Below are 19,413 nucleotides of genomic sequence, written 5' to 3'. Positions count from 1 at the left end.
TAGGATTGAAAATTAAAATTCAAGATAGTTGATGAGATAAATGCTCGAATGAAGTGCCTTAATACGAGTTCATTTACTTCTAATAAAACCTGTAAGCAATGTTAAACATAATGTTCAAATGTCTATTAAGCTTTTTATAGTATAATCTGCTCCTTGTCTATTCGTTAATTTTTGTTAAAAGTATACTGCTGAAGTAAGTAAATCCGCTTTAACACAAATAAAGTTTTACCTTTAACCAAGGGTTTTTTAATTTCGCATCCCAACACTGAATACGTATATGGAAGAATTTGAAGAAAGCACGTCAGCCAAAAAAACGAAAGCTATTTATATATCTACGGTTTTTGGTATCGCTATGGTGCTTTTAATGGTAGGTATGCTGGGCCTAATACTGGTACATGCCAAAAACCTGGCCAACTATATTAAAGAAAATATGGTGGTGAACGTATTTGTGGATGAAGGTGCCCGCGAAACTGATGTGCTGCAATTGCAGCATCAGTTGGATGGCAACCCTTATGTAAAAAGCACCCAATACGTAAGTAAAGAACTAGCTGCCCGTAACTTACAAAAAGATTTAGGCGAAGATTTTATTAAATTTTTGGGCGTAAACCCGCTTTCACAATCTATTGATGTGTACTTGAAGGCTGATTATGCCAATAATGCTTCCATTAATCAGTTTAAAGAACAATTGTTAAAGAACCCCTTAGTTAAAGAGGTTAAATATCAACCTTCATTGGTAGATTTAATTAACCAAAATTTAACTTCTATTAGCTTGGTTATTTTGGCTTTTGCTGCCATTTTTGTAGTGGTATCAGTAGCCTTAATTAACAATACTATTCGGCTGGCTATTTACTCGCAGCGTTTTCTGATTAAATCAATGCAGCTGGTAGGGGCTACCAAAAGCTTTATCCGTCGGCCGTTTTTGCTATATGGAATTTGGCATGGCTTGCTAGGTGCTTTAATTGCGATCATCATTTTGGTAGGTACTTTGTATTTGGCCAACCATGAAATACCTGAACTGGTAGTATTACAAAACTATACCGAGTTTGGCATCATCTTTTTAGGAGTAGTGTTATTGGGCATCTTTATTGCCGGTTTTAGTACGCTACTGGCTGTTAACCGCTTTTTACGTTTAAAAATATATCAACTATACCGATAAAAACTATGGCTCAGAAATACACCCGGCCGGTTGCATCAACCACAACCTCAAGGCCATCTTTGCTTACCACGCCACCAACCGATGTTAAGCCCGTAAACTTTGTATTTGACAAAGCTAATTACCAGTTGCTGGCTATCAGTGTGCTAATTGTAGCTGTAGGTTTTGTACTCATGTCGGGCACTACCGATATTTACAGTACAACTAAAATTGTAATTGCGCCATTAGTGGTGTTGGCTGGTTTTGGTTTGGCTTTTTACGCAATTTTCAAAAAGCCTGCCGCCTAAAGCATGAATATTATTCACGTCATCGTTCTGGCCATTATTGAAGGCTTGACGGAGTTTTTGCCGGTATCTTCAACCGGGCACATGATTATTGCTTCATCAGCTATGGGTATTGCCTCTGATGATTTTGTAAAGCTGTTTACCGTAGCTATACAGTTAGGCGCTATTCTGTCGGTAGTAGTGCTTTACTTCAAGCGCTTCTTCCGTTCCTTTGATTTTTATATCAAACTGGTTATTGCTTTTATTCCGGCAGCAGTATTTGGTTTGCTATTCAGCAAAAAAATTGATGCCTTGCTGGAAAGCGCAATTACTGTCGGTATCACGTTGTTTATTGGTGGTATTATTCTATTGTTTGTAGATAATTGGTTTAACAAACCAGTGATTAACGAAGAAAAAGATATTAGCTACTTAACTGCGCTGAAAATTGGTTTTTTCCAGTGCATCGCCATGATACCTGGTACTTCCCGTTCGGCAGCTACTATTGTGGGCGGTATGTCGCAACGTTTAAGCCGTACAGCCGCAGCTGAGTTTTCTTTCTTTTTGGCTGTACCTACCATGTTTGCCGCTACTTCTAAAAAGCTATATGATTTTTATAAAGAAGGCCATGTTTTTACCGGCGAAGAAATCAAGCTACTGGCTATCGGTAATGTAATTGCCTTTATTGTGGCTTTGCTGGCAATTCGTACATTTATCACCTTCTTGGAGCGTAAAGGTTTTAAATTATTCGGCTGGTACCGTATTATTGTAGGGGCTGTAATTATCGGCCTGTACATGACCGGACACAATTTAAAGGTAATTTAATTCCGGAAAAAGCATATAAAATCAGGTATTCATATTTGATAAATAGAAGGAGCGAAGCTGTATGGTTTCGCTCTTTTGCTATTTTACAACGTAAATAAGCAAAATATTTAACTTGAATTCATGGTTCGCCACAACTGTATTAACTAACCGCTATGCTCTTGATTGTTTCTTATTTAAAACGTATCTAAATAACAATTGCCTAAACCCCTCACTGACATTTGGGTGTTAAATTTTGTACATTCGCGGCGTTCGCCCTGTTATGGGTCCCCGAACTGAAAATTGTTCATTTTTTACCTAAAAATCAATCAAATGGCTTTTGATTTAGATATGATTAAAAAGGTGTACGACCGCTATAGCAGCCGTATTGAGGCAGCTCGCAAAGCGACCGGTAAACCTTTAACCTTAACTGAGAAGATTTTATACGCCCACTTATCTGAAGGTGATGCCCAAAAAGCCTTTCAACGCGGTGTTGATTACGTAGATTTTGCTCCTGACCGTGTAGCTATGCAAGATGCAACAGCTCAAATGGCATTGTTGCAATTTATGCAAGCTGGTCGTCCGCAGGTAGCTGTACCATCAACCGTACATTGCGACCACTTGATTCAGGCTAAAGTAGGTGCTGCTGAAGATTTAAGCACGGCTAAAGATATAAACAAAGAAGTTTACGATTTCCTTTCATCAGTATCGGACAAATACGGTATTGGTTTCTGGAAGCCAGGTGCAGGTATCATTCACCAGGTAGTGTTGGAAAACTACGCTTTCCCAGGTGGTATGATGATCGGTACCGACTCCCATACACCTAATGCTGGTGGTTTAGGTATGGTTGCTATTGGTGTTGGTGGTGCTGATGCCTGCGACGTAATGGCTGGCTTACCTTGGGAGCTTAAATTCCCGAAACTGATTGGTGTACATTTAACTGGTAAATTATCAGGCTGGACTGCTCCAAAAGACGTAATTTTGAAAGTGGCTGGTATCCTGACTGTAAAAGGTGGTACTGGTGCTATCGTAGAATATTTTGGCGAAGGTGCACGTTCTATGTCGGCTACTGGTAAAGGTACTATCTGTAACATGGGTGCAGAAATTGGTGCTACTACCTCTATTTTCGGTTATGATGAAAAAGCTGCTGCTTACCTGCGCGGAACCAAACGTGAAGATATAGCCGACTTAGCGGATGCCGTTAAAGATCATTTAACCGGTGATGCTGAAGTTTATGCTACACCTGAGCAGTACTTTGACCAAGTAATTGAAATTAACCTGAGTGAACTGGAACCGCACGTAAACGGTCCGTTTACTCCAGATTTGGCTTGGCCTATCTCTAAATTTGCTACTGCTGTTAAAGAAAACAACTGGCCTACAGAACTGGAGGTTGGTTTAATTGGTTCATGTACCAACTCATCTTACGAAGATATTACTCGTGCCGCATCTATTGCTAAACAGGCAATTGACAAAAACCTAAAAACCAAAGCAGAATACACGGTAACTCCAGGTTCTGAGCTGGTACGTTATACGGTAGAGCGCGATGGTTACTTAGATACCTTTGCTCAAATTGGCGGTGTGGTATTAGCTAATGCTTGTGGTCCTTGTATTGGCCAGTGGGCACGTCATACCGATGATCCTACCCGTAAAAATGCTATCATCACTTCATTCAACCGTAACTTTGCAAAACGTCAGGATGGTAACCCGAATACGCATGCATTCGTAGCATCACCTGAAATTGTAACCGCGTTTGCTATTGCTGGTGATTTAACTTTCAACCCTTTAACCGATACTTTAACCAACGAGAACGGTAAGCAAGTGAAACTGGATGAGCCACTGGGTATTGAATTACCGGTAAAAGGCTTTGCTGTTGAGGATGCGGGCTACCAAGCTCCTGCTGAAGACGGTAGCCAAGTGGTTGTACAGGTTGATCCGAAATCATCACGCCTGCAACTGCTGGATCCATTCCCTGCTTGGGAAGGTACCGACCTGAAAGGCTTAAAACTGTTAATCAAAGCCAAAGGCAAATGTACTACCGACCATATTTCAATGGCGGGTCCGTGGTTGAAATTCCGTGGTCACTTAGATAACATCAGTAACAATATGCTGATTGGTGCTATCAACTACTTTAACAACACTGCTGATAGCGTTAAAAATGAACTGACTGACGAGTACGGCCCGGTTCCGGCTACTCAGCGTGATTATAAAGCGCATGGCATCGGTACTATAGTTGTAGGTGACGAAAACTATGGTGAAGGTTCATCACGTGAGCACGCAGCCATGGAGCCACGTCACTTAGGTGTTCGTGCTATTCTGGTAAAATCATTTGCCCGTATTCACGAAACCAACTTGAAAAAACAGGGTATGCTGGGTGTTACCTTTGCCGACTCTGCTGATTACGAAAAAGTTCAGGAAGACGATACATTCGATATCAATGGCTTAACTGAATTTGCTCCGGGCAAACAGTTAACTGTAGTGTTGCACCATAAAGATGGTTCTGAAGATTCATTCCAGGTAAACCATACTTACAATGCGCAGCAAATTGAGTGGTTTAAAGCTGGTGGTGCGTTAAACATCATCCGCAAACAACAACACGCTGACTAAGTAATAAAGCTTAATATTTGAAAGCGCCATTGCATAGCAATGGCGCTTTTTTGTTATAGGTGTATTTGATAGATAATTATCGGTTAGTTACTCTTAATGAAATCTTGTAATTTTTTATAGCGAGTAGCCTCGCTCAATTATTCTCAGTGTAACACGTAATTTGTGAGATGACTAATAGCTAAGTAACTACTTCTTCACAATGTTTTTAAGCATTAACAAGTTTTGTCCATTGCGGCTATAACCTGTAATGTTGTTAGGGTATAAATTTACTAGCTGGTCATAAAATAACACCACCACTGGCGATTGTTGCATAATCAAATTATCCATTTGCTGGTACAATTTATATCGCTGCTGATTATCATTTACGTGATAGGATTTTTCAAAAAGCGCATCAAATTGCGCGTTATAAAAGCCCGTATAATTAGGGCCAAAAGGTACCTTGTTTTTGGAATAGAATACTGACAAGAAATTTTCGCCATCCGGGTAGTCGGCTATCCAATTGCCTCTAAAAAAGGTGACACCATTTTTGGCAATCATTTCGCGAAGGCTGGCACCCTGCAATACTTCAACCCGGGTGCGTATGCCTATTTGTTGCAATTGACCTTGTATGTATTCTATCAAATCGCGGTAGCTTACAATAGTGTTTAGTACAATTTCGGGCATGTTTTTGCCACCCGGAAAACCAGCCTCGGCTAGTAGTTGCTTGGCTTTATTCGGATTATAAGTGTATCCTTGCACAGCCGATGCGCTAAAACCGGGCATCCCTTGTGGTACAAACCCGGCATTGCCTACAGTGCCTATACTGTTGCGTAGGTACTTAATAATTTGCTGCTTATCAATAGCATAATTGATGGCTTGGCGTACTTTCAAAAATCGCAAAGGCGATTGTTTAACAATAGCCAGGTTGGTATCAACCAGCATCCCTAAATATTCGGTGTACAAATAAGGCGCAATATTAATTTTGAATTTGCCCTTATACTTCTGGGTAACCTTACCCGATTTGGTTAAAATATCATCGCGGTAGCTGCCATCAATATCATTAAAAAAGTCGAGCTGACCTTTGATGAACTCCATAAAGGCCGTTTGTTTATCACTGATGAAAGTTGCCCGCACCGCATCCAGATGGGGGAGTGGCTGACCTTGTTGGTCTTTTTCCCAGTAATGTTCGTTTTTAAGCAATACCAGTACTTCGCCTTCTTTCCAGTATTTAAACCGGAAAGGGCCGGTACCTACCGGATGGTTACGGAAGTCTTTGCCATAGTGTTCTACTACCTCATGCGGCACTACCGAACAATACTGCGCCGTAAGCATGCTTAACAGGGGCGGAAAAGGTTGCTTAAGTTGAATTTGTAAAGTACTGTCATTTACGGCTACGAAGGCATTTTTACCACTTACCTTGTCGCTAAAAATCCAGGAGCCTGATGAGGCAACTTTAGGGTCAATAAGGCGGCCAAAGCTGTACACAAAGTCGGCAGCAGTAACCTTGCGGCCTTTACCTTCGGAAAACAAAGCATCGTCCTGAAAGTACACATCCGTCCGTAAGTGAAAAGTATATACTTTATCATCGGCCGATATACTCCAGCTTCTGGCAATAGCAGGTTTGATGTGCAGGCTGTCATCTACCTGTACCAAGCCGTTGTATAGTTGGTTATCAATCCATAAAGCATCCTGGTTTCGGGCAAAGGCGGGGTCCATAGAAGTTAAACCCTGATCGAGGTTCAGGTTAAATACAGTTTTGCGCGATACAGGAGCTGAAGGGTGGCAGGAAGAAAATAGCATTGGTAAAGCTACCATCCATATGAAGTAAGGCCAGCGAGTGTACATCTGGCTAAATATCAGAAATTATTTATGCAGATATTCAACAATTGTGTAAAAGTATGAAGTATAACAACCGCATTCCTTATTCCGAAAAAGCTATATTGTTGCGTAAGTGTTCACCAAGCTTGATGTATGTAATTATGTTATTGATAGTCAACATTTTTCATGGATGGAGCTGCGTTGATTATCACTTCAATCTCATTTTGGTTCAGGTATTTGAAACGGGGTTATTTTTTTGTACTTTTGCACCCGATTTAGCGATGTTGCTAAATTCGTTATTTTAATTCATGAACAACCCATTTATTGAACTGGGAATCCGTCATGATATTGTTAATGCCATCTCTGAGTTAGGATTTGAAAATCCTACGCCAATCCAGGAACAGTCAATTCCGGTATTGTTAACAGGCAGCAACGATTTTGTCGGATTAGCCCAAACCGGGACCGGAAAAACTGCTGCTTTTGGCTTACCATTATTGGAGCTGCTGGATTTTGAAGAAAATTATCCGCAGGCACTTATTTTGTGCCCTACACGCGAACTTTGCTTACAAATCACTAATGATTTGAAAAATTACGCCAAAAACATGAGCAACGTACACGTTGTGGCTGTTTACGGCGGTGCCAGTATTTCAGATCAGTTACGCCAGATTAAACGCGGCGTACAAATTGTTGTTGCTACACCGGGCCGTATGCTCGATATCATCAACCGCAATGCTATTGATTTTTCACAAGTGCAGTATGTAGTACTGGATGAAGCTGATGAAATGCTCAACATGGGCTTTCAGGAAGACATTGATAGTATCTTATCCACCACGCCCGAGGATAAAAAAACATGGCTGTTTTCAGCCACTATGCCAAGCGAAGTACGCCGCATTTCTAAAAAGTATATGACCGACCCATACGAGTTAACTATGGGCGCGAAAAATACGGGTAATGCTAACATTGAGCACGAATATTATGTAGTACGTGCCCGTGATAAGTATGCCGCTTTTAAACGTATTGTTGATTTTAACCCTGAAATTTTCGGTATCGTATTTTGCCGTACTAAAATTGAAACTCAGGAAATTGCCGAAGCGCTGATTAAAGATGGTTACAATGCCGATTCTTTACACGGCGACCTTTCGCAGCAACAACGTGATAAGGTAATGAAACGCTACCGCGAGCGCAGCCTGCAATTGCTGATTGCAACCGACGTAGCTGCACGTGGTATTGACGTGAATGATGTAACTCACGTTATTAACTATTCATTGCCTGATGAAATTGAGAATTATACCCACCGTAGCGGCCGTACTGCACGTGCCGGCAAAACAGGGGTGTCTATCTCTATCATCAACTCTAAAGAAATTGGTAAAATACGCCAGATTGAAAAAGTAATTGGCAAACGCTTTATTAAAGCCGAAGTACCAACCGGCTTTGAGGTTTGCGAAAAACAACTGTTTGGCTTAATTCATAAAGTGCATAACGTAGAGGTTAATGAGCAACAAATTGATCAGTACCTGCCACGCATTATGGATGAGTTTGCTGATTTGAGCAAAGAAGATTTGATTAAGCGTTTTGCTTCAATTGAGTTTAACAGCTTCTTGGCTTACTATAAAGATGCACCTGATTTGAACGTGCCGGAAGATACCCGCGCTTCACGCGAAGGCGGCGAGCGTTTCCCACGTACCGGAACACGTGCTGATTTTACCCGCTTATTCATTAACCTGGGTTCGGTAGATGGTTTTGGCCGCGGTGATTTGCTGGGCTACTTCTGTAATCAAACCGGGTTAGTTGGCCGTACCATTGGAAAAATTGATGTAAAAGGTGTTTATTCCTTTATTGAAGTGCCAAATGCTGATGTTGACCGTGCTTTCGCCAGCTTCAAAGAGGCTGATTTTAAAGGTCGTCAGGTAAGAATTGAAATTTCTGCTGATGGTGACCGTAACGAAAGTCGTGGTGGTGCGTCTAATTATAAAAAACGTGAAGGTGGTTCCCGGCGCGATGGCGGTAGTAACACCCGCGGTAATGAGCGTAGTGGCTCAGGCTTCCGCGATTTTTCAGGCAAACGCCGTGAAGATCGGGGTGAGCGCCGCAAGCGGTATTAATTTAGTTTTTTAGCTTCAGTTTGCTGAAGCGTTTAGTTTTAGTTTAGTTAGCAAAGCCTTCCTGTTTCGGGGAGGCTTTTGTTTTTAACGCACAAAACTAACCGGTACCGAATCTGGAAATAGGAGAGTTAAATGATGGTCATCCAGCTTTTGTATTACATAGCGTGTATAAGGCTGGTTGCCTTCAAATGAGGTATAAACCGTATCACCCTTCATGAAATAATCTTCCGGTGCTGGTGAATCATTCACCAGAAAAAAATCTTTATCCGTAATTTTCAATTGAGCATGCCCATCTTGGGTATGCCAGTTTCCTTTGAAATTCCTATGTGGAGATTTTGAACAAGCAGCCGAAATAAGTATTAGTGCACAAACTATATGTACAAATACCAATGCAAAGTTTTTCATGATATACGGGGGTAGAGGCAAATAATTCAGCACCTGCTTATTGCAGGTGCTGAAAGAGGTATTACATATGTCTTAAGTAAGATCCTTTTACATATACACGGTGACCGCGTTTGTTTACATAGTAGTAACGTGAGTGTTTATCGATGTACACAGTTTCACCATAACGACCTTTGCCATCATATTTCTTATCTACTATAGCCGAGCTACCTTTTGATGCTAACTCAGATGTTTTATGACCTACTTTGGTAGCAGTTCTACCGATAGCATGTTCTGTTTTTTTTACTACTTGAGCTTGTGTTTGCGCAGCAACAAATAAACCTGTTGCCAGCAGTGCTACTTTAAATACGTTTTTCATGGTTTCAATTGAAATTAATTTCTCGAATTAACTCAATTGTTCTGCCAAAAATTTCATTTCGTGTATTGGCGAGCGTTTTTTATACAAAATGCGGTATACAGCCTCACAAATAGGCATATTTACTTTGTATTGTTTATTTACTTGGTGTAGGCAATTTACTGCATAATAGCCCTCAGCCACCATATTCATTTCTAGTTGTGCCGAGGTTACCGTATAACCTTTACCAATCATATTACCAAAAGTTCGGTTACGGCTAAACTGTGAATAAGCAGTTACCAATAAGTCGCCCAGGTAGGCTGATTCTTTAATGTCACGCTCAATAGGATGTACCGCATCGGTAAAATCTTTCATCTCACGAATAGCATTCGAGATCAATACCGATTGAAAATTATCGCCATAACCAATACCGTGGCAAATGCCGCTGGCTACCGCATAAATGTTTTTAAGTACAGCAGCGTATTCGGTACCGTAAATATCTTCAGAAACTACAGTTTTGATATAGCGGGTACTCAGCATACTGGCAAAGCGAGTAGCCAATTCTGTATCTGGCGAAGCAATAGTTAAGTACGATAACTTTTCCAACGCTACTTCCTCCGCATGGCATGGGCCGCTAATTACCAAAAAATGATCCAGCGGTATTTCGTAATACTTGTGCATGAACTCGCCTATAATCAAGTTTTCATCAGGTACAATACCTTTAATAGCCGAAATTATTTTTTTACCGGCTAAGTCGGCTGGCGTAGTACCTTTTAGGGCATCCTTCAAGAAAGCAGCAGGTACATTCAACAATACAAATTCGGCCTGCTCAAGCAAGCTTTTTAGATGCGTGGAAATATGAGAAGCCGGGAGCTTTACTTCAACTGAACTGAGGTAACTAGGGTTATGCCCAAATTTGTGCAGATGTTCGACTGCATGTTCGTTCCGCATCCACCAAAAAACTTTCTTCTCTGTAGTATTATCCAGCAACATTTTGATGTTGGCTGTTGCCCAACTGCCGCCGCCTACTACTAAAATGGTATTATTATGCCCTTGCATGTGGTGCAAAGTAAAGTATTTTAGTTGAATAGTGAGTGGTTAATGGTTAATGGTTAATGGTTAATGGTTAATGGTTAATGGTTAATGGTTAATGGTTAATGGTTAATGGTTAATGGTTAATGGTTAATGGTTAATGGTTAATGGTTAATGGTTAATGAGTTGTTCAATAGGAAAACAATTTAATTGTTTTAAGAACTACTAACTACTAACTACTAACTACTAACTATTGTCCATTCTCCACTCACTATCCAACTAAAATGGCTTAATTTGCTGCATGTACCTGGTAAAAACGCCTTGGCTGCTCAAAAAGCTTTATCCACAACTCACTTGGAACCAAAGCAGAGCCGAAAAGGTTATCTATATTACTTTTGATGATGGGCCCATACCTGTTGTAACGCCCTTTGTGCTAAAAACCTTGCAACAACATAATGCATTGGCTACGTTTTTTTGTATTGGTGATAATGTGCAGAAACATCCGGCTATTTTCAAACAGGTACAAGAAGCAGGTCATGCCATAGGTAATCATACTTTCAACCATCTGAAAGGCTGGGAAACAGAGGATAAGGTTTATATAGATAATTTTGAACAGGCTGACCAAATGTTACAAACCAACCTTTTCAGGCCACCTTATGGTCGCATTAAACGTTCGCAGATTAAGCAACTGCAAGTACTTAAGCCTAGCCTGAACTTAATTATGTGGGATGTGCTGAGTGGCGATTTTGATCTGGCTTTAAAGCCAGATCAGTGTTTGCAAAATGTTTTAAAACATACCGAAAATGGATCTATCATCGTGTTTCACGATAGTTTAAAAGCATTTAATCGGTTGGAATATGTATTACCTAAAGCTTTAGAGGTTTGGAGTAAAGCCGGATATAGTTTTGGAAAGCTAAGTTAAAAAAAATTATACTTTATCTTTATCCAACTGTGCATTATCACGTGTGTTTTTCTGTACGGCAATAGCGCCAAACAAAGCCAGCAGAAATGAAAAAGCATAGAATCCTTTTTCGCTAGGCAGCAATGTGGCATTCCATAAACCCACGGTTAGTAGTACAATTGCCAAAAGGGTAGAAAACCAGCTTAACCCGTAGTATATATCAGTTACCGAAATACCTTCTAAGCGGTCGCGTACGCTTTTTTGTACCGAAACTGCCGAAAATAAGCCATACATCAAAACGGTGAAATAATACCCTTTCTCATTAAGCGCCATGCTTGCGCGGGTTAAGCCAACAATGAAACCAATCATTCCGGCACCTAAGGCAATCCATGAAGCAGCAATAAAGGCGTTTGAAGTTTTTTGTACCATGTGGTTTAAGTATTTTTAGATGTTGTAATAATATAAAATAACATGGTAATATAAAAGTAAGCAGCTAATTATGCCCGAGTTTCTGCTCTAATTTATGTTCCTTATCTTTGCATTTTATTTGATATACCATTGAGCGAACAAACGAATCATTCTAAGTCAAAGGATTTTAATTTTGCAGAAGGCGAACTGTTGTTAATTAACAAGCCTTACCGTTGGACCAGCTTTGATATTGTAGGCAAAGTGCGTAATGCCTTTAAGCCATTAAAGCTAAAAGTAGGACATGCCGGCACGCTTGACCCATTAGCTACCGGTTTACTTATCGTTTGTACCGGTAAAATGACCAAACAGATCGATTCTTTCCAGGCGGAAGAAAAAGAATACACCGGTACCATGACCTTAGGGGGCACCACACCTTCTTATGATTTGGAAACTGAAGTGGATCAAACCTATGATATTACTCATTTAAATGAAAAATATCTGAAACAAGCCTGTGAGCAGTTTATGGGGCTTATTGATCAGTACCCGCCAGCACACTCCGCTATTAAGCAAAATGGCGAACGTTTATATGAAAAGGCGCGCCGGGGTGAAGAAGTGGAACTCAAATCGCGCCAGGTAACTATTACTGAATTTGAGCTTACCCGTATTGAACTGCCCGAAGTTGATTTTAGAGTGGTATGCAGCAAAGGCACTTACATCCGTTCGCTGGTGAATGATTTTGGTAAAGCGGTAAATAGTGGAGCTTACTTATCCAGATTACGACGTACCCGAAGTGGTAATTTCCGGATTGAGGATGCCTGGGAGGTGATGGAACTGGTAACTATGATACGCGAAAACAAAAATCAGTCTGAAGCCGGAACGGTTTAAATCGGCAGCTCCGCGGCTATCAATTGTCGTAAATACACTTATTAATGCTTGTAAATGCACTTTTAATGAAAAGCAAGCAGCCGGCGTAACTATTTCTTTGGTGTGCAGAATGCAAAATATAATATTTAAAAAACCAATTGCAAATAAAACCGTGTAACTTACGGTATAAGTTATTAGTTTTGTACCGTTTTACAGATTGGTTTTCAGATGGATCGTCATAACTACATCAATAGCGGGAACGCTGCCTATATAAACTCTTTATACGAAGCTTATCAACAAGACCCAGAATCGGTTGATTATGGCTGGCAAAAGTTTTTTGAAGGCTTTGATTTCGGCAAAGATACCGGGCTGCAGTCAGCACCGGAAGCAACAACAGGTGGAACGCCTGAGCACGTTTTAAAAGAAATTAACGTGCTGAACATGATAAACGGTTACCGCAGCCGCGGACACCTGTTTACCCACACTAACCCCGTACGCGATCGCCGCAAGTATTATCCAGGCAAAGAACTGGAAACTTTTGGCTTGAGCGAGGCAGACCTCGATACTGTTTTCAACGCAGGTGTGGAAGTAGGCTTAGGTCAGGCCAAACTGCGCGATATTCGCCAGCTGCTGGAAGATACTTACTGTCAATCTATTGGTGCGGAGTACAAGTACATCCGTAATCCGATAAAAACCAAATGGTTTGAAGATCGGATGGAGCGTCAGCGTAACCAGCCTTCTTTCTCTATCGACGAAAAGAAACGCATCTTGAACAAGCTGAACCAAGCCGTAGTGTTTGAAAGCTTTTTAGGTACTAAGTTTTTAGGTCAGAAACGTTTTTCACTGGAAGGTGCTGAATCTTTAATTCCTGCGTTAGATTCTGTTATCGAAAAAGGTTCACAATTAGGTATTGAAGAGTTTACCATCGGTATGGCTCACCGTGGCCGCTTAAATGTGCTGGCCAATATTTTGAATAAGACCTACAAAGAGATATTCTCAGAGTTTGAAGGTAAAAACTACGATCTGGATTCACCTTTTGGTGGCGACGTAAAGTATCACCTAGGTTACTCAACCGATGTAGAAACTACTATCGGTAAAAAAGTACACCTGAGTTTATGCCCTAACCCATCGCACCTGGAAGCAGTTGACCCGGTAGTGGAAGGTTTAACCCGCGCCAAAATTGATGGTAAATACTTGGGTGATAACAAGAAAATTGCACCTATATTAATACATGGTGATGCTTCGGTAGCCGGTCAGGGTATCGTTTACGAAGTATTGCAAATGGAAAAACTGGATGGTTATAAAACCGGTGGCACTGTGCACCTGGTTATCAATAATCAAATTGGTTTTACCACCAACTATAAAGATGCCCGTTCAAGTACTTACTGTACGGATGTGGCTAAAACCGTATTATCACCAGTATTTCACGTAAACGGTGATGATGCTGAAGCGCTGGTTTATGTAGTTAATATGGCGATGGAATATCGTCAGGAGTTCAGCGAAGACGTATTCATTGACATTTTATGCTACCGCAGATACGGTCATAACGAATCGGATGAGCCTAAATTTACACAACCGGTATTATACAAGGCTATTGAAGCGCACCCAAATCCGCGCGAAATTTATAACCAGAAACTATTAGCGCAAGGCAGCGTAGATGCTAGCCTGGCTAAAGAGATGGAAAAAAGCTTCCGTGATTTATTACAGGAAAAGCTGAATGAAACCAAATCTGTAGAGCGTTTCACCGAAACGAAGCCGATGTTTGCCGGCGCTTGGGAAGGCTTGCACTTGGCTACACAACAAGAAGTAGCTGCACCTGCCGATACGGCAATCAGTGAAGCTGAACTGCTGGAAATTGGTAAAACTTTAACCGATTTACCGGCTGGTAAACAGTATTTCAAGAAAATTGAAAAACTGTTTGAAGACCGTCGCAAAATGGTGAACGAAACTCATTCGTTTGATTGGGCTATGGGCGAATTGATGGCTTACGGCAGCTTGCTGAAAGAAGGCCATCCGGTACGTTTAAGCGGCGAGGATGTGAAACGTGGTACGTTCTCTCACCGTCATGCTGTAATTACCTTGCCTGATACTGATGAGGAGTACACACCAATGAATGCTTTAGGAGCGGAAGCTAAATTCAGTATTTATAACTCTTTACTTTCTGAATATGGTGTATTGGGTTATGAATATGGTTACGCTTTAGCTTACCCGGATGCTTTAACTATTTGGGAAGCACAGTTTGGCGACTTCTTCAACGGCGCCCAAATTATTGTTGACCAGTACATAGTGAGTGCCGAAACTAAATGGCAACGTGGCAACGGTTTAGTAATGTTGCTGCCTCACGGCTACGAAGGCCAGGGGCCAGAACACTCATCAGCCCGTATTGAGCGTTTTATGGAGCTTTGCGCTGATAATAACATTCAGGTAGCTAACTGTACTACGCCAGCTAACTTCTTCCATATTCTGCGTCGTCAATTACATCGAGACTTCCGTAAACCGCTAATAGTGTTTACACCGAAAAGTTTATTGCGCCACCCAATGTGCGTATCTAAGCTGGAAGAATTTACACAAGGTGGTTTCCAACCGTTAATTGATGATAACTCAGCTGATGCAGCTCAGGTAAAACGCGTACTGTTCTGTACTGGTAAAATTTACTACGAACTGTTAGAAAAACAGCAATCTGACAAACGCGCTGACGTAGCAATTGTACGTTTGGAGCAGCTCTACCCAACTCCGGTAAAACAAATGGAAGAGGTAAAAGCCAAATACAACCAAGCTCAAGATTTCTTCTGGGTTCAGGAAGAACCAGAAAATATGGGTGCCTGGCCATATCTGTGCCGTAAGTTCCGGAAGGGTGATTTGCAATTGGAAGTAATATCACGCAACGAAGCTGCCAGCACCGCTACAGGTTATGCCAAACAGCACAGTGCACAGCAAATGCAAATTATTTCTAAAGCTTTTGAAGCACCAGTAAGTCAGCAACAAAAGCAGGATATTAAAGAAACTACTAAAAAAATGGCAGAAACTAATGCCGACTAAATAGTGTTGCGAGTTGTTGGTTGTGGGATGTGAGAAATATCATTTCCATCCCACAACCAAAAATTCACAATCTGCAACTGAAAACCGAAAATACGCAACCGAAAACAAATATGAGTTTAGAGATAAAAGTTCCGCCGGTAGGCGAATCGATTACCGAGGTTACCTTATCACGCTGGATTAAACAAGATGGCGAACAGGTAGCTATGGATGAGGTAATTGCTGAATTAGAATCAGATAAAGCAACCTTCGAACTGACAGCCGAAAGCGCAGGAACTTTAAAAATTACTGCACAGGAAGGTGATGTATTGCCTATTGGTGCTGTAGTAGCCAGCATTGCTGATGGCGGAGCTGGAAGTTCGGCCCCGGCAGCAGCAGAGAGCGCACCTGCAGCTCCGGCAACTGGTAACTCACAACCTGCAACTGAAGCGCCAGCGGCAGAAGCTAAATCTATCGAAATCAAAGTGCCACCAGTAGGTGAATCGATCACTGAAGTTACCTTATCACGCTGGATTAAAAAAGACGGCGAACAGGTAACTATGGATGAGGTAATCGCCGAATTGGAATCAGATAAAGCAACCTTCGAATTGACAGCAGAAGGAGCCGGTACCCTGCATACCATTGCAAAAGAAGGTGATGTACTGGCTATTGGTGCAATAGTTTGTTCTATTGCAGGTGGTACAACTTCAGCAGCAACTCCGGCTTCACAGCCAACTGCTCAGCAAGCTACAACTGGTAGCTCATCACCGGCATCACAAAATGGTTATGCCGCAGGTACACCATCTCCAGCTGCTGGTAAAATTTTGGCCGAAAAAGGCGTAGATGCCGGTTCGGTTTCAGGTACTGGAGTAGGTGGCCGTATTACTAAGGAAGATGCTTTAAACGCTCAAAAATCTGCTGCAACGCCAGCTAAATCATCAGCACCAAGTGTTACACCACAAACCGCACAAACACAACCGGTAACTACTGGTACCCGTGCCGAGCGTCGTGAAAAAATGACTTCGCTGCGCAAAACAGTAGCTAAGCGTTTGGTTTCGGTTAAGAATGAAACAGCTATGTTAACTACCTTTAACGAGGTAGATATGCAGCCGATCATGGAACTGCGCGGCAAATACAAAGATAAATTTAAAGAGAAACATGGTGTTGGTTTAGGCTTTATGTCGTTCTTTACTAAAGCCGTAACTGTTGCTCTGCAAGAATGGCCTGCAGTAGGTGCCCGCATTGAAGGTGAAGAAATTGTATACAGCAATTTTGCTGACATTTCTATAGCCGTATCAGCACCTAAAGGCTTGGTGGTTCCAATTATCCGTAATGCAGATGCTATGAGCCTGGCTGAGATTGAAAAAGCAGTAGTTACCTTAGCCGGTAAAGCCCGCGAAAACAAGCTGACTATTGAAGATATGACCGGCGGTACCTTTACCATTACCAATGGTGGTATATTTGGCTCTATGTTATCAACGCCAATCATCAACGCGCCACAATCAGCTATTTTAGGTATGCACAATATTATTGAGCGTCCGGTAGCAGTAAATGGTCAAGTGGTAATTCGCCCAATGATGTACATTGCATTATCATACGATCACCGTATTGTAGACGGCCGCGAGTCAGTAAGCTTCTTGGTGCGTGTTAAACAACTATTGGAAGATCCTGCACGTTTGTTATTAGGAGTATAATTGCTTCAAATTACTGAGTTGTTCAGTTATTAAAATAGAAGCCCGGCCTCGTGTCGGGCTTTTTTCGTTCCTATCCTGTTGGTATTATCCTATATCTGCTTACACATAATTTCCTTCCGGCATAGCTTAAGTTATACAATCTTTTCTCCTTTCGTTATACAAGCTGCTTAGTGCGCGTTAACTGGTGGTTAATATGCGATACTATTAATTTACTTTCGCTCTTCGTAACCAATTGTAAAAGATATGCTCTACGCTGTAGCATACTCTTGATGTTTTAGCACCAATTATTAAGTAAATGCGTTTAAAAGTATTGTTGTGTGCGCTGCTGTGTGCTTTTGTGATCGTAAAAGCCCAAGCGCAGGATAGTAAGAATAGTGTTGAGATTACACCAACTGCTGGAATAAAAATATTTTCTGCGGAAAAGAATTATTTAAAAGGAAAATTCTGGGGAACTGAACTTGCTTACCATTTTAATATGGAAAATAATCCGGCATCTTATGTTCGTATATTTAATATCAAGAGTATTGATGCGGTTGTATCTTACCGTAATATGGAGCAGGTGGTGCTTAATAGTGATCCGTCAACTAAAGGTTTATTAGGTAGTACGGTTGGTGTGCTAGGCCGTTTTGAGTTTGGCTTGCTTAAGGCCGGACCCGTACAATTACTTTTTACACCTGGAGCTGGTTTAATATATTCTACACAGACGTACTTTACCGACAACAAAAACCCAATTGTAGGCAGCCATATAAACATTGCCGCACAAGCCGGTTTAAAGCTGTTTACAGCTATTACACCATCAACAGGCATACAGGGAGGAATTGACATTTTGCATTACTCTAATGGCGCTACACGATTGCCGAATAACGGTGTGAATGCGTATATGTGGTCATTGGGTTTGGTGCAGAAGGTTAACCAGCGGCAATCGCCAAGGTCAGATAATGAACTCAATATCCCTAAAAACTCGATTGAATTAGGTGGAGATATAGGCTATCGTGGTGTGTTCAAAAGCAAAGACGGGCATTTTAAATCCGGTTTGTATTTAGGGTATAACTATCGCTTAAGTAAAATATTGAGTCTGAAAATTGGTGCAGACGCTGGTTATTTCTACACCGTATTTGACCCCTCTAACTTCGTAGAGACTTTTCAATATTATGGCTCATCTTACGACCGCTGGCGGGTAGGCATCAGCGCCGGTGTTGATGTGTGGCTTGGCCGGTTAGCAGTTATGGCTAACTATGGGCACTATATACATTACAGAACTTACTTTCCCGATAACCAAAAGTATTGGACAGCGGGCTTAAAGTACAAAATTAAACCATGGGTAGCTTTACAGGTTAAAGGCTACATTCATGGCACTGAGGCCGATTATGTAGGCGTGGGCCCCATATTTAATGTGCATTGGTAATCTATTTGATTGTTTTAAGCAAGTCTAATCATAAAGTTTTGGTAATCTAATAAATAGAAGTTTATAGGGTGTGAAGGTGTGTGAATAGAGAACTATCATTTTGTGAAAATAGACTATCAAGAAATAGCATTAAACATTAGCAACAAAACAGTAAAGCATCTAAATGGTATATTATAATAGAGTATTACCCCTTAGCTTTAAAAGCCATGATCGAGTCAACTGCCGCAACTAGCGCCGCCAGATTTATGTTTGTACTGGAGGATGAAATAATTTTTTGTACTTCCGATTTAAACACTTACAAAGAATATATTAACCCGCATGAAATAGGGCAGATTTCTACAGGGGATCATATAGAAATTTATGATATTTCATATTTGATTGAAAGCATCCAAATTGAACATTATTCATGGCCAATGGATAGTCAGGTGTTTAATCAGACAGGGCACCCCTATTTATACACGGTTAACATTACACTGAACTTGTCTAAAGTCTACGAAGATTAATTTAGCGTTATGCTTTTTGCTGCTCTTTTGTTCAAATAATACAGTTGACGGTTTTAGAGTTTTATTTTTGAACAGCTGTTACTTATAAAAATACAAAACTATTTACATACCAAACAACAGCACCCTATTAGTGGTTAT

General features: G+C 41.0%; 16 protein-coding genes. 11 read left to right on the top strand and 5 right to left on the bottom strand.

Going from position 1 to position 19,413, the window contains the following annotated elements:
• Positions 1 to 277: 277 nt before the first annotated feature.
• The 4 genes from HH214_RS03270 to HH214_RS03255 all read left to right on the top strand — a co-directional run bounded on the left by HH214_RS03270 (position 278) and on the right by HH214_RS03255 (position 4,818).
• The gene (locus tag HH214_RS03270) at positions 278 to 1,156 is read left to right on the top strand and encodes a cell division protein FtsX (RefSeq protein WP_169605986.1); all 879 of its coding nucleotides are present in this window, start codon (positions 278 to 280) and stop codon (positions 1,154 to 1,156) included.
• Positions 1,157 to 1,161: 5 nt separating this feature from the next.
• The gene (locus tag HH214_RS03265) at positions 1,162 to 1,440 is read left to right on the top strand and encodes a DUF3098 domain-containing protein (RefSeq protein ID WP_169605985.1); all 279 of its coding nucleotides are present in this window, start codon (positions 1,162 to 1,164) and stop codon (positions 1,438 to 1,440) included.
• Between the two features lie 3 nt (positions 1,441 to 1,443).
• The gene (locus HH214_RS03260; RefSeq protein ID WP_169605984.1) at positions 1,444 to 2,238 is read left to right on the top strand and encodes an undecaprenyl-diphosphate phosphatase; all 795 of its coding nucleotides are present in this window, start codon (positions 1,444 to 1,446) and stop codon (positions 2,236 to 2,238) included.
• Between the two features lie 309 nt (positions 2,239 to 2,547).
• Positions 2,548 to 4,818, top strand: a complete 2,271-nt coding sequence (locus tag HH214_RS03255; RefSeq protein WP_169605983.1) for an aconitate hydratase — start codon at positions 2,548 to 2,550, stop codon at positions 4,816 to 4,818.
• Between the two features lie 186 nt (positions 4,819 to 5,004).
• On the opposite strand, the gene HH214_RS03250 is transcribed toward HH214_RS03255, so the two are convergent.
• Complete coding sequence (locus HH214_RS03250) at positions 5,005 to 6,642, bottom strand: ABC transporter substrate-binding protein (RefSeq protein WP_169605982.1); 1,638 nt, start codon at positions 6,640 to 6,642, stop codon at positions 5,005 to 5,007.
• A 281-nt stretch (positions 6,643 to 6,923) separates the two neighbouring features.
• Here HH214_RS03250 and HH214_RS03245 point away from each other — a divergent pair, with 281 nt between their 5' ends.
• Positions 6,924 to 8,717, top strand: coding sequence for a DEAD/DEAH box helicase (locus HH214_RS03245; protein ID WP_169605981.1), 1,794 nt, complete (start codon positions 6,924 to 6,926; stop codon positions 8,715 to 8,717).
• Between the two features lie 84 nt (positions 8,718 to 8,801).
• Here the strand turns inward: HH214_RS03245 and HH214_RS03240 are convergent, their stop codons facing one another.
• The 3 genes from HH214_RS03240 to HH214_RS03230 all read right to left on the bottom strand — a co-directional run bounded on the left by HH214_RS03240 (position 8,802) and on the right by HH214_RS03230 (position 10,512).
• Entirely contained in the window at positions 8,802 to 9,122 is a 321-nt protein-coding gene (locus HH214_RS03240) for a hypothetical protein (RefSeq protein ID WP_169605980.1), read from the bottom strand.
• Between the two features lie 61 nt (positions 9,123 to 9,183).
• Complete coding sequence (locus HH214_RS03235) at positions 9,184 to 9,477, bottom strand: hypothetical protein (protein ID WP_169605979.1); 294 nt, start codon at positions 9,475 to 9,477, stop codon at positions 9,184 to 9,186.
• A 27-nt stretch (positions 9,478 to 9,504) separates the two neighbouring features.
• Complete coding sequence (locus HH214_RS03230) at positions 9,505 to 10,512, bottom strand: NAD(P)H-dependent glycerol-3-phosphate dehydrogenase (RefSeq protein WP_169605978.1); 1,008 nt, start codon at positions 10,510 to 10,512, stop codon at positions 9,505 to 9,507.
• A gap of 274 nt (positions 10,513 to 10,786) precedes the next feature.
• Here HH214_RS03230 and HH214_RS03225 point away from each other — a divergent pair, with 274 nt between their 5' ends.
• A complete protein-coding gene (locus tag HH214_RS03225; RefSeq protein WP_169605977.1) occupies positions 10,787 to 11,407 on the top strand; it encodes a polysaccharide deacetylase family protein in 621 nt (206 codons plus the stop codon).
• A 6-nt stretch (positions 11,408 to 11,413) separates the two neighbouring features.
• Here HH214_RS03225 and yiaA read toward each other — a convergent pair whose 3' ends face one another.
• A complete protein-coding gene (gene yiaA, locus HH214_RS03220) occupies positions 11,414 to 11,815 on the bottom strand; it encodes an inner membrane protein YiaA (protein ID WP_169605976.1) in 402 nt (133 codons plus the stop codon).
• A 129-nt stretch (positions 11,816 to 11,944) separates the two neighbouring features.
• On the opposite strand from yiaA, the gene truB reads away from it, so the two are divergent.
• The 5 genes from truB to HH214_RS03195 all read left to right on the top strand — a co-directional run bounded on the left by truB (position 11,945) and on the right by HH214_RS03195 (position 19,275).
• Complete coding sequence (gene truB, locus HH214_RS03215; protein ID WP_169605975.1) at positions 11,945 to 12,679, top strand: tRNA pseudouridine(55) synthase TruB; 735 nt, start codon at positions 11,945 to 11,947, stop codon at positions 12,677 to 12,679.
• A 207-nt stretch (positions 12,680 to 12,886) separates the two neighbouring features.
• Positions 12,887 to 15,697, top strand: a complete 2,811-nt coding sequence (locus HH214_RS03210; RefSeq protein WP_169605974.1) for a 2-oxoglutarate dehydrogenase E1 component — start codon at positions 12,887 to 12,889, stop codon at positions 15,695 to 15,697.
• A 110-nt stretch (positions 15,698 to 15,807) separates the two neighbouring features.
• Positions 15,808 to 17,367: a 2-oxoglutarate dehydrogenase complex dihydrolipoyllysine-residue succinyltransferase gene (gene odhB, locus HH214_RS03205; RefSeq protein ID WP_169605973.1), complete on the top strand. Its 1,560-nt coding sequence runs from the start codon at positions 15,808 to 15,810 to the stop codon at positions 17,365 to 17,367.
• 295 nt (positions 17,368 to 17,662) lie between these two features.
• Positions 17,663 to 18,772, top strand: coding sequence for an acyloxyacyl hydrolase (locus HH214_RS03200; RefSeq protein ID WP_169605972.1), 1,110 nt, complete (start codon positions 17,663 to 17,665; stop codon positions 18,770 to 18,772).
• A 206-nt stretch (positions 18,773 to 18,978) separates the two neighbouring features.
• Positions 18,979 to 19,275, top strand: a complete 297-nt coding sequence (locus HH214_RS03195) for a hypothetical protein (protein WP_169605971.1) — start codon at positions 18,979 to 18,981, stop codon at positions 19,273 to 19,275.
• Positions 19,276 to 19,413: the final 138 nt, after the last annotated feature.

It is taken from the genome of Mucilaginibacter robiniae (genome assembly GCF_012849215.1).
GTDB classification, from domain to species: Bacteria; Bacteroidota; Bacteroidia; order Sphingobacteriales; family Sphingobacteriaceae; genus Mucilaginibacter; species Mucilaginibacter robiniae.
Note: the sequence above shows the minus strand (reverse complement) of the source record. Positions and strands in the feature narration are given on the sequence as shown.

Bases quoted from the DNA above. Each gene is read 5' to 3' on its own strand.
- HH214_RS03230 (WP_169605978.1), bottom strand. From the start codon at position 10,512: ATGCAAGGGCATAATAATACCATTTTAGTAGTAGGCGGCGGCAGTTGG.
- HH214_RS03270 (WP_169605986.1), top strand. From the start codon at position 278: ATGGAAGAATTTGAAGAAAGCACGTCAGCCAAAAAAACGAAAGCTATT.
- HH214_RS03235 (WP_169605979.1), bottom strand. From the start codon at position 9,477: ATGAAAAACGTATTTAAAGTAGCACTGCTGGCAACAGGTTTATTTGTT.
- HH214_RS03195 (WP_169605971.1), top strand. From the start codon at position 18,979: ATGATCGAGTCAACTGCCGCAACTAGCGCCGCCAGATTTATGTTTGTA.
- HH214_RS03260 (WP_169605984.1), top strand. From the start codon at position 1,444: ATGAATATTATTCACGTCATCGTTCTGGCCATTATTGAAGGCTTGACG.
- HH214_RS03250 (WP_169605982.1), bottom strand. From the start codon at position 6,642: ATGTACACTCGCTGGCCTTACTTCATATGGATGGTAGCTTTACCAATG.
- HH214_RS03265 (WP_169605985.1), top strand. From the start codon at position 1,162: ATGGCTCAGAAATACACCCGGCCGGTTGCATCAACCACAACCTCAAGG.
- HH214_RS03240 (WP_169605980.1), bottom strand. From the start codon at position 9,122: ATGAAAAACTTTGCATTGGTATTTGTACATATAGTTTGTGCACTAATA.
- HH214_RS03245 (WP_169605981.1), top strand. From the start codon at position 6,924: ATGAACAACCCATTTATTGAACTGGGAATCCGTCATGATATTGTTAAT.
- HH214_RS03255 (WP_169605983.1), top strand. From the start codon at position 2,548: ATGGCTTTTGATTTAGATATGATTAAAAAGGTGTACGACCGCTATAGC.
- yiaA (WP_169605976.1), bottom strand. From the start codon at position 11,815: ATGGTACAAAAAACTTCAAACGCCTTTATTGCTGCTTCATGGATTGCC.
- odhB (WP_169605973.1), top strand. From the start codon at position 15,808: ATGAGTTTAGAGATAAAAGTTCCGCCGGTAGGCGAATCGATTACCGAG.
- HH214_RS03200 (WP_169605972.1), top strand. From the start codon at position 17,663: ATGCGTTTAAAAGTATTGTTGTGTGCGCTGCTGTGTGCTTTTGTGATC.
- HH214_RS03225 (WP_169605977.1), top strand. From the start codon at position 10,787: ATGTACCTGGTAAAAACGCCTTGGCTGCTCAAAAAGCTTTATCCACAA.
- HH214_RS03210 (WP_169605974.1), top strand. From the start codon at position 12,887: ATGGATCGTCATAACTACATCAATAGCGGGAACGCTGCCTATATAAAC.